Origin of the sequence: Hominiventricola aquisgranensis (assembly GCF_040096225.1) — a bacterium.
GTDB classification, from domain to species: Bacteria; Bacillota; Clostridia; order Lachnospirales; family Lachnospiraceae; genus Hominiventricola; species Hominiventricola aquisgranensis.
Genome location: NZ_JBBMFC010000028.1, coordinates 1 through 13,666, shown reverse-complemented (window position 1 = coordinate 13,666; position 13,666 = coordinate 1). Strand labels below are relative to the sequence as shown.

The window sequence follows — 13,666 nt, the reverse complement described above, 5'->3', positions numbered from 1 at the left end:
CGAGTGCTACCTATGATTCCACCGTTGTCTGTTCCGCTTTCTTTGCAGGGATCCTCGGCTGAAGATTTTCATTATCCGCACAGAAATATCCGTCAACCAGGCTCACAATATGTTCCATCACTTTTTTTGCCAGTTCATAATCGTCCGGTCTGATAGTCACTGCAAACACCGTGTGGATCTGCTGTTCCTGAAGCCATGCATCACTTTCCTCATCACCCAGAGTTCCTTCCAGATCTTCAAAATCCACAGAACCCGCTTCTGGAAGTTCCACTTCCAGCACCTCTGCTTCCTCCCAGTATTCTACGTTCCACGGAGAATCTTTCAGAAGCTCATAGATCTGACGAAGCTTTATCTCACCATCGAACAGATACAGCCACTCTGCCGGCACTTTGGGTCCCTGCTTCTTCACAGGTGCCTTTTTTACGGAAGGCTTCTTTTGCTGCGGTTTCTTTTTCTTTCCTTTTATCATATGATAATCCTTTCCTGTCCTTACTGAGCATCTTTTGTATCAATATTACCGGGAGCTTCTTCTGTTTCCTTGCAAAGCCGATAAGAATGCCGTGGTTCTACAGTCACCTTAATATCGCAGTCTGAACAGTGCGCCCCATTGACCATCAATTCATAGGAAGCCGTCATCTCGATCTTCTCTTCTTCCACACCCAGACAGACTCCCTTCGTATGTACACCGACCAGAAAACTTCCATACGGAATGTTGTAAGCACTCTCTGTCACTTCCCCTTCCTCAAAGACCAGCTCTGCGGACACTGGTCCTCGTTTTCTGACCTCCAGCTTCTCATTTCGCAGTTTCAGCATATTTCTGATCGGAGTCTTGTGCCCTTCCAGCAATTCATCAAAGAAGAGATAATGCACTCCGTTTTTCTCGTAGTATTCACCAATGTGTACGGTCTCTACCGTATCTTCGCCACTGTCTCCCAGCTGCAGCCCGGACAATGTAACCATAACCTCTTTTGTCATAAGCCACCTCCTTTTCGTCCATTGTAGCCTGTTTACAGGAGGGATTCAAGTATTCTTTGCAAACCAGAGGTTCACCTTCACCGGCAGTCGATCCGGGTTGGGACGTTCATAAAGCAGGGTCCACCAGGATAATTTTTCTGACTGATCAGGTGCACCAAGACCCATATTCTGCTCTAATACCTCCGGTGCAGTCTCTTGCCCCACATGTTCTGTCCACTCATCAATCCATACATTTCCCGAGACTCCCAGCACCATGACCAGCAATAAGATCCCAATTCTTGTTCTCATCTTAGCAACTCCTCTTCTCCGTTTTCTTTACTGATCAGAGTATTGCCAGCGGATCGTGTCCTTATACCGATGGTCTTCTGTTACCAGCGGCAATTCACAGAACTGTTGATTATACCAGGCATTCAAAAGCTCATGAACCGGCGTTCCTTCCTCCGGCTTTTCCTCATCCATTGCTTCCTCACAGGCCGTTCCTTCCGTCACATACAGAAGGATTCCTCTGGAAAACTGTTCATCCAGCTGCAGTTCTTCCAGAATTGTCCCCAGCTGCTCTGATTGCAGCATACTTTCTGCCATATATAGATATTGCAAATGATTCAGATTCAGTTTTTTCTGATGATAATCTCCGTAAATATCCATGGCTTCATGGATCGAATCTGCTTTTGTTGTGAAGATCCGATCATTATCATCCTCAGTGCCACTTTCCTGTTCCAGCTCTGACTTCTCTGCGCTATCGCCTTCGCCCTCTGCAACGGCGAAAACAAATGAAATCTCCTGCCCTTCATCGATTGCCAGACTTTCCACAAGGCTCTGCGTCTCCAATTGTTGTTGACCGCAGGCAGTACACAAAGTGATGACTGTGGTCACTCCCGCCAACAACAAAACTGACTTCATACCAGATCTCACAGTCCCGGATGCATGGGGACGTTGTCCCATCTGACCCTTTGTCTGCTGATTTTCCCGCTGCTTCCACGTCTGCCACAACAACACCAGTACCTGCGCCGGGATCAGTATCATTCGTACCAGCCAGTCTCCCCATTCCATAATAGAAGGTATCAGTGCCAACAGATAGGATCCCCATAGAAGCACCGCCAGTCCCACATTCTTCCATTTATTTCGTGTACCGCCTCCCAGTGGCGCAAATAACGTGCTGCATGCAAGGAACAGCCCCAGAACCCATGCCAGGACAAATACCGTATCCATCCGTCCAATCACATTTCCAGGAAAATGCGCCAGCGTCATGGCAGACGCAAAAGGATATAAAAGCCCCATCTGCCCCGATGCACCATAGATTCCACAGGTGAGAAATCCACACAGCAGAATGATCACACCACCTGCCAGAGTGCAGATCACACCTGTTCTTGTCCATGTTGCAGAGGTCCGCGCATTTACCGATGGTTTCAGATACCATACCCCCTGCACCACAGCCAGCCAACAGAACAGTCTATATCCGTCTGTCAGCTGCTGCCCGCTCCATGACCATTGCATCTCCTGCAGCCACTCCACTTTTACAGCTCCCAGCAATAGAAAAGGCAGCAATACCAGAAATGCCACGCAAAAGGGAAACAGAATCTCGCTGACTCGCATTCTGCATTCCAGTCCTTTATAGAGATTGTAAAACAAGAACAGATAAAACCATCCAAGAATCACCGCCAGGTGAGTCTCTGTCAGCAAAAAGTGCTGAATGAGAATCCCAGTCATGCGGGCGATCATCGTTCCCACGATCCAGAAATAGATTCGCCCAGGTAATCGAAGCCAGGAGTTCTCCGCCGGAGCTTCCACCCATATACTCCACAGTACAAAGACTGTCAATAACAAAATTGCCAGAGATCCAGCGGTCACAGATCCTTCATTTTCATAAAGGGGCACCAGCAAAATTCCCATATTCAAGAGCAGCAACCATTGATTCCGCTTTAATTGCCGCACAGAGATCTTCTCATTTTCTGAAAACATATCAGTCCCTCTTTCTCAGCTTGATCCGTTCTCCCCGTCTGGCAAAGATGGGACGTCGCACACAATATTTCAGCGGAAAACGGAACAAAGAATCCTTCTTGTCCTCATATCCGTTCACATCCGCTGCCACATAAGGCATCAGATACGGAATTCCAAAGCTATTCAGATGAGACAGATGGATCAACACCCATAGCCCCGACAATGCCACACCGTACAGTCCAAGCCATGCTCCCATAAAAATACATCCATACTTTAATATCCGAAACGCAGAAGCAAATTCTTCATTGGGAATGGCAAATGAACAAAGAGCAGTAAATGCCACCACGATCACCACAATGGGGCTCACCAGACTGGCATCCACTGCAGCCTGTCCGATGATCAATCCTCCCACAATACCAATGGTATTCCCCATAGGTCCCGGCAGCCGTATTCCTGCCTCCTTCAAAAGTTCAAAGGAAATCTCCATCAGCAGAATTTCTCCCAAGGCAGGGAACGGCACTCCCTGCCTTGCCTCTGCCATGGAAAGCACGAGTTTCGTAGGAAGAAGACTGGTATGCCAGGTAGCCACTGCCACATAGACTGCCGGAAATATCATAGACAGGATTGCTGCAAAGAATCGAAGGGTTCGCGCGTAGGATGCCACCTGAAACCGATTATACCAGTCATCACTGGTCTGAAAAAAGCTGTTGTAATCCGCGGGTAAAATCAACACCTGAGGGGAATGATCTGTCACCAGCACGATTCGACCCTCAAGAACCGCTGCAGCTGCCCGATCCGGTCGTTCTGTGGTCTGAAATTGCGGAAACGGTGATAACCAGTGTTTCTCTGAGAGCTGCTCAAGCATACCGCTGTCCAGGATCCCATCAATTTCATACCGCTGCAACTGCTGCTTCATAGTAGTCAACAGCCCCTGATAGATCAGATCTTCCATATAAACCAGTGCTGTCATAGTATGCGATCGCACGCCCACTGTCTGTTCTTCCACTTTCATCCGGGAGTCCCGAAGCCGCTTTCGGATCAGTGCCACATTGATCTTCTCACTTTCCGTAAAAGCTTCCTGCGAACCACGGATCACCTTTTCATTTTCCGCTTTCTTTACTCCAAGTCCTGGATATCCTTTGCTGGAAATCTTATAACAGTTCGTATCTCCATCTAAAAATAACAACCCATTTCCCGCCAGAAGAGCAGCCTTTCCTTCTGCATAGGATTTCAGCGGCTGTACATCCGACAGCCCGATCACATGCTCCTCCAGCATCAGATTGCTGACCGCCACCTCCACATAGACCAGCAATCCTTCCTGCCTGCCCTGACCCAGATAGACCTGTCGATGTAGAATATCATCACATTTTTCAAAGGTCTGATCTACCCATGCTTCATTGTCCGCCAGCTGCGGAGATATCTCGCCCATGCATAACATCCTTTCCTCATACTCACGTTTCCCGCATAAAAAAGGATGAGCTTATGCTCATCCTTTCTGCATGAAACTATCATATCCCTCTCTTATTCATTTTATACGCCTATCTCTTCACATTATACGGTGTAGTCAGGCAGATCTGTTTTGCCAGCTTCGCCGCACGCACTGCTTTCACGGCCTGTTTTGCAGCCGCCGGAGAATCAAAGATTCCAAAGACCGTCGGACCGCTCCCGCTCATCATAGATCCAATAGCTCCGTTGTCCATCATCGTCCTCTTGATCTCATTGATCACCGGATAAGCCGGAATCGTAACGGTCTCCAGCACATTTCCCATACGGGAACATAAGAGCCCCAGATCCTTCTGGCGCATAGCCTCGATCATGCTGTCCACATCCGGATGCTGCTCCGGCTTCAGATCATTGGCATGCAGATTCTCATACACAAATTTTGTGGACACGCTGATGCCTGGCTTCGCAATAAGGATCGTGCATTTTGGCATGGGCGGCAGCACACTCAGTTTTTCCCCAATCCCTTCTGCCAGTGCTGTTCCTCTCTGAATACAGTAAGGCACATCGGCTCCCAGCCTGACGCCACGCTCCATCAGCGCCTGCATGGAAAGCCCCAGGCCATACATTTGATTGATTCCCCACAGCACTGCTGCGCCGTCAGAGCTGCCACCTGCCATACCAGCCGCTACAGGAATACGTTTCTTCAGTTGAATGGACACTCCATCCTGAATCTGAAACTCATCCATCAGAAGCTTTGCCGCTTTGTAGACCAGATTATTCTCATTGGTGGGCAGATAATAAAGATTGGTTTTTACCTGAATCCCCGGCGTCTTCGTTTTACGGATCTCCAGATCATCATGAAGCCCGATGGTCTGCATGATCATCTTCACTTCATGATAGCCATCCTCTCTTCTGCGCAGCACATCCAGCCCAAGATTGATCTTTGCCAGCGCTTTTAACTGTATCTTATCCATATTGTTTTCTCCCTGTTTCTTTCAGAATATGCTCTGCTTCTATTCTAATAGATTCAGGAGCTGGATACAATCATTTTTCACAGTTCTTTCAGTTCTGTTTTCCAGTGATCTCTTTGACCAGCAAAAGCTTGCTTCCTGCTTTCAGGTTATCATCCTTCAGCTCATTGAGTTTCCTCACTGATTCACAGGCGCAGCCATGATTTTTCGCAATATCCCACAGCGTTTCCTCCGGCTGCACCACATGGATCACCATTCCGGGAAGGCCTCGCACCCGTTCCATATCAAGGGGCTGTTCCTCCAGATGCTCCACCACCTGCAGCGTCTCCGTTCTGGTGAACATGACCTGCACCTGCAGCACTGCCTTCATCTCCAGCTCTCTGGAATCCAGCATGGCTACGAGCAGCTGATCCTGACATAAGAAGATCTGCCAGTCTGCCGCCTGCTCCCCATTCTGTATCTCTACGGTATGCTCAAATGGAAATGTCTGTTGCACACAAGTCACAGGCTGTGCATCATCCTCTGTGGCACAGAGCACCCAGACTTCCACATTTCCCTGGATCAACAATCCTTTTTCAGTTTTTTCCGCATATTCCTCATGAATCTGCATACCACTTGTCAGAACCTGGAGGATCGGAGCATCATTTTCCGAAAGCCTGATCCGTCCTGATAATCTTGTTCTTGAATCTGCGATCTGCACTACTGACGTCCACGCACAAGCCTGTATCACCGGGAGGATCTCACGGGACAGACTGTATGCATCCGCCAGCACTTCGCAGGTCAGATCTTCAAAATACCGCATGCACAGATCCAACACCACATCCACACGTACATTCCTTGGTTCCCCGTCAAAATCTGACTGAAGTTCCAATTCGGCCTTCGACAATGTAATCTCCGTTTTTCCTGTCAGATCAGCCCGGCATTCCTCACAGGCGACTTCATTTCGGAAGGGAATCCCCTGTTCTATCCACTGCAGTCGTTTTTCCTCGTCCTCACTTTCGTATAGAAAGAAGACCAGCAGTTCCCCCTTTACAATAAACTTTCCTTCCTCCGGCCTCACTTCTGTGCCCTGTACCCGGACCTCTTTCCAAAGGATCCGATGGATATTCGGCCTCCCCGGCGGAAGATTCAGGTCCTCACGGATCCGAATGGTATCCTTTTTATGTATGACTTCCTGCTGCAATTTCTGCGGACAGGTTCGTACATACAGATCTTCTTCTGCTTCCGGTATCTCCACCAGCGGTACAGGCTGTTCCTTCATGGCTTCCACAGACAAAGTCAGAATCGTCTTCATATTTGCCTTACGGGAATGAATCGCCGATGCATGGAGGTCTTCCTGACTCCAACGGAAATCCACCTGATCTCCTTCCTCCAGATCATTTAAAAACACGACCTCGTCCACTGGAATACTGCCTTCTAATAGCTCCGGCATATGTCCGGCACCTTCTCCGATGTACAGGATTCGATAATGAAAGATGCCTCTGACTTTCACCTTCCCGGCCTCACCTTTGATCTCGTCCGGGCAGAATTCTCCCTGTCGGTGAACGATCCGGAAAATGTCAGGCTTCTGATCCGGCACATTCAGATCCTCCTCCAGCGTCACCTGACTGACGGCATGACCCTTCTGCTTGCTTAATGTCACATATTTCCGTTCCAGTTCCATGATTTCACTCCTTTATTCAAACACGACCGATTTATCCAGATATTCCAGCTTCAACACAATATAAGGACACGTTACCGCCGCAGTGGTCGTCTCTCCTTTTCCAGGCCCCAGCAGTTCCGTATCCACACAGATTGCATTGTCCGTCAGATACAGATCCTCTACCGCAATACTGTATCCGCTGGTGTCCTGCTCTCCGTAACCTACACAGATATAGAGATACCCGTCATCTTCATAAGTTACCTTGAACGGCATACTCTTTTTTTCCTCCAGCACATCCCTCAGTTCTTCTGGCACTTTTTCCAGATCCATCACAGTAAAATCCAGATCTTTCAGCCTCTCACTTTCCTGTGTCTGCATTCCACAGCCAGACAGCAGAAATGTAAGTATCAACAGACAACACCATTTTCTCATATCCTGCATTTCTCCTCGCCATTTATTCTATCTATATGAAGAAAAAAAGCATTTCAGACCATGGTTATTCCTTGTATTCCTCCGGGCGGTAACGTATAATAAGAAGAAAATCGTAACAACGTGAAAGACGAGGAAATTATTATGCATTTTAAAGTTGCAGCAGAAGATAAGACTAACCACCGTTATAGCGGTGTTCTTGTACATCCCACCTCTTTCCCGTCTCCATACGGTATCGGTGATATGGGTCGGGGGGCACATGAATTTATTGATTTTCTTGCTATGGCCGGACAGCATCTGTGGCAGGTGCTTCCGCTTGGACCGTCTGGCAACGGCAATTCTCCCTACCAGAGCTATTCTGTCTTTGCAGGACAGACACTTCTGATCAGCCCGGAGCTGCTGATCGAGAAAAAGCTGCTCACAGAGGCAGATGTTCATCCCATTCCGGAGTTCAATGCTGATCGGGTAGACTATGACAAAGTAACTACATATAAGACTTCCCTGTTCAAAAAAGCCTATGAGCATTTCCGTCACACTGCAGACAAGAATCTTCTGGAGGAATATGATTCTTTTCAGTCAAACAATCAATACTGGCTGGATGACTATTGTCTCTATATGGCAGGCAAAGATTATCACAATGGTCTGCCCTGGTACGAGTGGGAGGACAGTCTCTTAGATCCGACTCCGAAGGAACGGGCGTCTTGGATGAAGCTGCTGGCTTCCGAAATTGATTATTATCGTTTCATTCAGTTTGCATTTTTCAGCCAGTGGTATGAGCTGAAAGATTATGCAAACAAGAAAGGAATCGCCATCATCGGTGATATTCCTATCTTTACCGCACCTGACAGTGCAGATGTATGGGCAAACAAAGAATTGTTTAAACTGGATTCCAAAGGATATCCTCTGGAAGTTGCCGGAGTTCCGCCAGATTATTTCAGTGCTACCGGACAGCTCTGGGGCAACCCGCTCTATGACTGGGATGCCATGAAAGATGATGGTTATCGCTGGTGGATCGAGCGTGTACGCAACCAGCTGGATCAGGTCGATTATATCCGTATTGACCATTTCCGTGGATTCGAGGCATACTGGGCAGTTCCGGCCGGTGAGAAGACCGCCATGAATGGCAAATGGAAAAAAGGTCCGGGTGAGGCACTGTTTGAAGCGATCCAGAAAGCACTGGGTGAAGAGCTTCCGATCTTCGCAGAAGATCTGGGTATCATTACACCAGAAGTGGAAAAGCTCCGCAACACTCTTGGTTTTCCAGGTATGAAGATCCTGCAGTTCGGGTTTGATGGAACCGGCGAGAGTACCTTCCTGCCGCATCAGCTGAGCACCCGTAACTGTATCTGTTACACCGGAACTCACGACAACGACACTACCTGCGGCTGGTATGAGCATACCAATGAGCAGAACAAGGACAAAGTGCGCCGTTATATGAACACGGATGCTTCCAGTGTGAGCTGGGATTTTATCCGCACCTGTCTGGGAACCATTGCAAAATATGCTATTTTCCCTGTGCAGGACCTGTTGAAGCTTGGCAGTGAGCATCGCATGAATACCCCTGGCACAGCAACCGGCAACTGGGAATTCCGTTATCGTTCCGGTCTTCTGGATGAAGGAATGGCAAAAGGTCTGAAACAGATGACTGAGTTGTTTGGCCGCTGGGGGTAAATCACTTATTTGAATAAAGGAGTTATTTTATGATACGTTTTATACTGGTAGTGCTGATCGTCCTGCTCTACCTGATCGTAGGTATCCCGATCCTGCTGATCGAATGGCTCATCGGGAAAATAAATCCCCGTGCCAGAGACATCAGCTCCCTTCGCATGGTTCAGGGTATTTTCAAATTTATTTTGTGGGTAACAGGTGCGAAGATCGATTATATTGGTCATGAAAATGTCCCAAAGGACCAGGCTGTTCTCTATGTAGGCAACCACAGCAGTTATTTTGATATTCTGCTGACCTATTCTCAGTGCCCGGATCTGACCGGCTATGTAGCAAAGGCAGAGATGCTCAAATATCCGCTGCTCCGCGACTGGATGAAACGGCTGTACTGTCTGTTTCTGGACCGCAGTGACATGCGTGCCGGTATGCAGATGATCCTGACTGGCATAGACTATATCAAAAAGGGAATCTCCATCTGTATTTTCCCGGAAGGAACCAGAAGCAAAGATGGCAAGATGCTTCCATTCAAAGAAGGAAGTATGAAAATGGCAACCAAGACCGGCTGTCCGATCATCCCTATCGCCATTTCCAACTCTGCACAGATCTGGGAAGCTCATTTTCCAAAGATGAAACCAGCACATGTGGTGGTAGAATACGGTGCCCCCATATATCCGAAGGAGCTTTCCAAAGAAGAACAGAAATTTATCGGTGCCTATACCCAGCAGAAGATTCAGGAGATGCTGGACAGTCACCAGATCTAAAATCTAAGTAATGAGGAGTTTTTTATGAAAATTGTAGTACTAGCAGGCGGCATCAGCACAGAGCGTGATGTGTCCTTGAGCAGTGGTAGTGAGATCTACAAAGCGCTGAAGCGAAAAGGGCATCAGGTCATCCTGGTTGATCTGTTTCTCGGACTGCCCGGTGTCCATGGACATCTTGAAGAACTGTTTGATTCCGAGATAGACTGGGCGGCCTCCATCCGCGGTGTTTCGGAAAAAGCCCCCGACCTGAGCGAAGTCAAGGCCAGACGTCCCGGATACCGCAGCATCTTAGGTCCAAATGTACTGGAGCTTTGCAGTCTCTGCGATATTGTATTCCTCGGCCTTCATGGAGAAGGCGGCGAGGACGGCCGGATCCAGGCACTGTTCGATCTGTATGGCATCCGCTATACCGGAACCGGGCATGCCAGCAGTGCTCTCTGCATGGATAAGAGCATTACCAAAGAAATGTTCCGGTGCTACCATGTCCCTACACCTGCAGGCATCACGGTCCGCAGTGAAGAAGAGCTGATACTGCCGGAAGACTTTACGTATCCGTGCATGGTCAAGACCTGCTGTGGTGGTTCTTCTGTGGGCGTTTACCGCGTGGAAAACGAAGATGAACTTCATGTTGCACTGAAAGAGGCCTTTACCTATGAAGATCATGTCATTATTGAAAAATGCATTATAGGCAGGGAATTTTCCATCGCTGTAGTGGAAGGAAAAGCACTTCCTGTTATCGAGATCGCACCTCTGACCGGATTTTATGATTATAAAAATAAATATCAGGCAGGCAGTACCATTGAGACCTGTCCAGCAGATCTTCCTTCAGAAGTCACCAAACGGATGCAGCAGCATGCAGAAGAAGCCTGCGCTGCCGTCTCCATCCAGAGCTATGCCCGGGTGGATTTTATGCTTGATACCGTCACCATGGAAGACTATGCACTGGAAGTCAACACGCTTCCCGGCATGACCCCTACCAGTCTGATGCCTCAGGAAGCACAGGCTCTTGGCCTTTCCTTTGATGACCTTTGTGAATGGATCCTCGCAGTTTCTCTTAAAAAATACAAGTAGGTGAAGAACATGAGACATTTTACAGTAAGACAATTTGCCAAAGCCTGCCAGGCACAGTATTTTGGACCTGAAGAGGTTCTTGAGCAGGAGATCCACGGTGTTGTGATCGACAACCGCCAGATTGAAGAAGGATATCTCTTCGCAGCTGTTGCAGGTGAGCGGGTAGATGGGCATACCTTTATTCCATCTGCCTTTGAAAAAGGAGCCATCTGTGCACTGAGTGAGCAGAAGCTGGAAAATCCTTCCGGCCCTTATCTTCTGGTAGAAAATACTCTGCAGGCATTAAAAGATGCAGCTGAGGCCTATCGGAAAACACTGACGCTCCCGGTCGTTGCCATCACCGGAAGTGTAGGAAAGACCAGTACCAAAGAGATGATTTCTTCAATCTTGAGCCAGAAATATTCAGTTCTGAAGACTCCTGGAAATCTGAATAATGAAATCGGTCTTCCGCTGACCGTATTTCAAATCGACACCAGTCACGAAGTGGCTGTACTTGAGCTTGGCATGAACCATTTCGGTGAAATGCATCGTCTGAGCAAGATTGCCCGTCCGGATTACTGCGTCTTTACTAACATCCGTGATGTCCATCTGGAATTCTTAGGAACCAGAGACGGTGTTTTCAAAGCAAAATCCGAGCTTCTTGACTTTGCTGCCCCAGATGTAAAGATCTTTATCAATGGTGATGATGACAAGCTGATCGCCTTAAAAGACCGGGCTGTAACCTTTGGCCTTCATTCGGACAATCAGATCTGGGCCGATCAGATTGAAAATCTGGGTCTGGATGGTGTAAGATGCTGCATCCATACCCCATCCGGCGACATCACTCCGGTGATTCCACTTCCCGGCAATCATATGGTCTACAACGCATGTGCCGGAACCAGCGTAGGACTGGCACTGGGACTGACCCTGGAAGAGATTTCCCATGGAATCGAAGCATTAAAAGCCATTGCAGGCCGCGGACATGTGATTCACGCTTCACACTATACATTGCTGGATGACTGCTACAATGCAGGCCCTGATTCCATGAAAGGTGCTCTTGATACACTTAATTATGCTCTGACACGAAAAGTCGCTGTTCTGGGTGATATGGGCGAGCTTGGCACCAATTCCGAAGCACTTCATGCTTCCGTTGGTACTCATATGGCGGATCTTCACATTGATCTTCTGGTAACCATCGGAGTCAAGAGCCGTGCGATCCATGAAGCAGCAAAACAGGCTGCCCCACAGACAGAATGCATTCATTATGAAACCAAGGCCGATTTTCTGGTAGCTGCTCCACAGATTCTCAAAGAGCAGGATGCTATCCTTCTGAAAGCATCCAACGCCCAGAAATTCAAAGAACTGGTCTCTGCTCTTCAGGAAATGTAAGCAAAAACTATGAGAAACACGCTTCGCGAGTTTCTCAAGTTATCGCGGCAGTCGCCAAGGTCTCGTGCAAGCACGGACTTTGGCTCGTTGCTCGCGTAAATAAAAAGCGCTCTTCCCGTTCCCGTATTTATCGGGAGTGGGAAGAACGCTTTTCTTTTGCAGTCATATCTGTCTAGCCGCAGACCATTTCCTGCCTGTTTTCGATATAATCGATAATAAAATGTTCCATTTCTTCCTTAGACTTACCCAGTGCAAATGCCATCTCACTGTACAGAGCCTCTTCTGCCATCTTCATATATCGTTCATCCACAGAAGCAATTCTCTTTCCCTGACGCAGTCTATCCTGTCTGCGCAGAAACAGTGTTTTAATCAATGCAACCCAGTTGCGGCAGTCCCCGGAATAAAGTGTCTGCTTATAAATATCTTCTCGCATCTTGTCGTTAACCACTTCGATCAATGCAATCCTCGGAATTTCATTTAACAACTGTTCTGCTTCTGCTCTGGTGATCGTGCGCCTTGCGCGTCCATCTTTTTCTCTGTCCACAGGGTAATAGATACGGCTTTCTTTCTTATTCAACGGCGCCAGCACATAATATAATTTTCCTTTATCCACCCCTGAAAGGTTCAGATGTGTGATATCCTCGACCTCACAGATTCCGTTGTGTCCGTAAACAATGTATTCTCCTTTCTCAAACATTTCTTCGTTCCTCCTTTCGACAATAAACCAGTTTTTGTGCTATTCATGCGGTGCCGCCAAATCCGCCAATATAGGTTTATTATACCAATTATTTCATAAATTAGTAATTTCTTTTTCTTGAATCTGAAAATTTCGGTAATTTTCATAAATACACAACTTATATTTTTGTGTAATATGCCATTTGTCAGCCCGGATGAGATTGGTAATTTTTTCACAATATATAGGTTCCATATTCTGGACAAATCGGTTATAATAGGAACGTAACAGGAATTTAACCGGAATAGGAGGATTTTTATATGAGTACCGTAAAAATTACAACAACTAATTTTGAACAGGAAGTACTGCAGTCACAGATTCCCGTACTTCTGGATTTCTGGGCGGACTGGTGCGGTCCTTGTCGCATGGCAGCTCCGATCATTGATGAAATCGCAGCCGAGACCACAGGAAAAGTAAAAGTTGGAAAAGTCAATGTAGACACCGATATTGAACTGGCCCAGCGTTATCGCATCGCCAGCATTCCGACTTTTCTGGTTTTCAAAAATGGAGAACTGGCTGAAAAGGCCATTGGACTTCAGTCCAAAGAGGATCTGATGAATCTGCTGAAATAGAATCAAAATTTCTAAGTAAAGAAGGGGCTGTAAAATAAGTCCCTAATATAAGAAACGCCAATTCCGGCAAATGTCGGTTTTGGCGTTTCTTTGTATTA

The 13,666-nt window shown here is 47.5% G+C and carries 14 protein-coding genes; 5 read left to right on the top strand and 9 right to left on the bottom strand.

Annotated features, from left to right (window positions below):
• Window positions 1-10: 10 nt before the first annotated feature.
• The 8 genes from WMO62_RS13335 to WMO62_RS13300 all read right to left on the bottom strand — a co-directional run bounded on the left by WMO62_RS13335 (window position 11) and on the right by WMO62_RS13300 (window position 7,401).
• Window positions 11-469, bottom strand: a complete 459-nt coding sequence (locus WMO62_RS13335; protein ID WP_349144957.1) for a hypothetical protein — start codon at window positions 467-469, stop codon at window positions 11-13.
• A 20-nt stretch (window positions 470-489) separates the two neighbouring features.
• Window positions 490-975, bottom strand: coding sequence for a YwiB family protein (locus WMO62_RS13330; protein ID WP_117498659.1), 486 nt, complete (start codon window positions 973-975; stop codon window positions 490-492).
• Between the two features lie 45 nt (window positions 976-1,020).
• Window positions 1,021-1,263, bottom strand: coding sequence for a hypothetical protein (locus WMO62_RS13325; protein WP_349144956.1), 243 nt, complete (start codon window positions 1,261-1,263; stop codon window positions 1,021-1,023).
• A gap of 27 nt (window positions 1,264-1,290) precedes the next feature.
• Complete coding sequence (locus tag WMO62_RS13320; protein ID WP_349144955.1) at window positions 1,291-2,934, bottom strand: GerAB/ArcD/ProY family transporter; 1,644 nt, start codon at window positions 2,932-2,934, stop codon at window positions 1,291-1,293.
• 1 nt (window position 2,935) lies between these two features.
• Window positions 2,936-4,342 (bottom strand): spore germination protein, encoded by a 1,407-nt coding sequence (locus WMO62_RS13315; RefSeq protein ID WP_349144954.1) that lies wholly within the window; start codon window positions 4,340-4,342, stop codon window positions 2,936-2,938.
• Window positions 4,343-4,451: 109 nt separating this feature from the next.
• Window positions 4,452-5,330 carry a 4-(cytidine 5'-diphospho)-2-C-methyl-D-erythritol kinase gene (gene ispE, locus WMO62_RS13310; RefSeq protein WP_349144953.1) on the bottom strand — a complete coding sequence of 293 codons (879 nt, stop codon included), beginning with the start codon at window positions 5,328-5,330 and terminating at the stop codon, window positions 4,452-4,454.
• A gap of 88 nt (window positions 5,331-5,418) precedes the next feature.
• The gene (locus tag WMO62_RS13305) at window positions 5,419-6,990 is read right to left on the bottom strand and encodes a DUF3794 and LysM peptidoglycan-binding domain-containing protein (RefSeq protein ID WP_349144952.1); all 1,572 of its coding nucleotides are present in this window, start codon (window positions 6,988-6,990) and stop codon (window positions 5,419-5,421) included.
• 12 nt (window positions 6,991-7,002) lie between these two features.
• A complete protein-coding gene (locus tag WMO62_RS13300; protein WP_349144951.1) occupies window positions 7,003-7,401 on the bottom strand; it encodes a protease complex subunit PrcB family protein in 399 nt (132 codons plus the stop codon).
• Between the two features lie 141 nt (window positions 7,402-7,542).
• Between WMO62_RS13300 and malQ the strand changes: the two genes are divergently transcribed.
• From malQ to WMO62_RS13280, 4 genes are read left to right on the top strand one after another with little or no spacing between them, the layout of a single operon-like run.
• Window positions 7,543-9,069: a 4-alpha-glucanotransferase gene (gene malQ / locus WMO62_RS13295; RefSeq protein WP_349144950.1), complete on the top strand. Its 1,527-nt coding sequence runs from the start codon at window positions 7,543-7,545 to the stop codon at window positions 9,067-9,069.
• 29 nt (window positions 9,070-9,098) lie between these two features.
• The gene (locus WMO62_RS13290; RefSeq protein WP_117498647.1) at window positions 9,099-9,824 is read left to right on the top strand and encodes a lysophospholipid acyltransferase family protein; all 726 of its coding nucleotides are present in this window, start codon (window positions 9,099-9,101) and stop codon (window positions 9,822-9,824) included.
• Window positions 9,825-9,848: 24 nt separating this feature from the next.
• On the top strand, window positions 9,849-10,895 hold the full coding sequence (locus WMO62_RS13285; protein ID WP_349144949.1) for a D-alanine--D-alanine ligase family protein: 1,047 nt from the start codon (window positions 9,849-9,851) through the stop codon (window positions 10,893-10,895).
• A 9-nt stretch (window positions 10,896-10,904) separates the two neighbouring features.
• Window positions 10,905-12,263 (top strand): UDP-N-acetylmuramoyl-tripeptide--D-alanyl-D-alanine ligase, encoded by a 1,359-nt coding sequence (locus WMO62_RS13280; protein WP_349144948.1) that lies wholly within the window; start codon window positions 10,905-10,907, stop codon window positions 12,261-12,263.
• A 172-nt stretch (window positions 12,264-12,435) separates the two neighbouring features.
• On the opposite strand, the gene WMO62_RS13275 is transcribed toward WMO62_RS13280, so the two are convergent.
• On the bottom strand, window positions 12,436-12,960 hold the full coding sequence (locus tag WMO62_RS13275; protein WP_349144947.1) for a CarD family transcriptional regulator: 525 nt from the start codon (window positions 12,958-12,960) through the stop codon (window positions 12,436-12,438).
• A 296-nt stretch (window positions 12,961-13,256) separates the two neighbouring features.
• Here WMO62_RS13275 and trxA point away from each other — a divergent pair, with 296 nt between their 5' ends.
• A complete protein-coding gene (trxA, locus tag WMO62_RS13270) occupies window positions 13,257-13,568 on the top strand; it encodes a thioredoxin (RefSeq protein ID WP_349144946.1) in 312 nt (103 codons plus the stop codon).
• Window positions 13,569-13,666 lie beyond the last annotated feature (98 nt).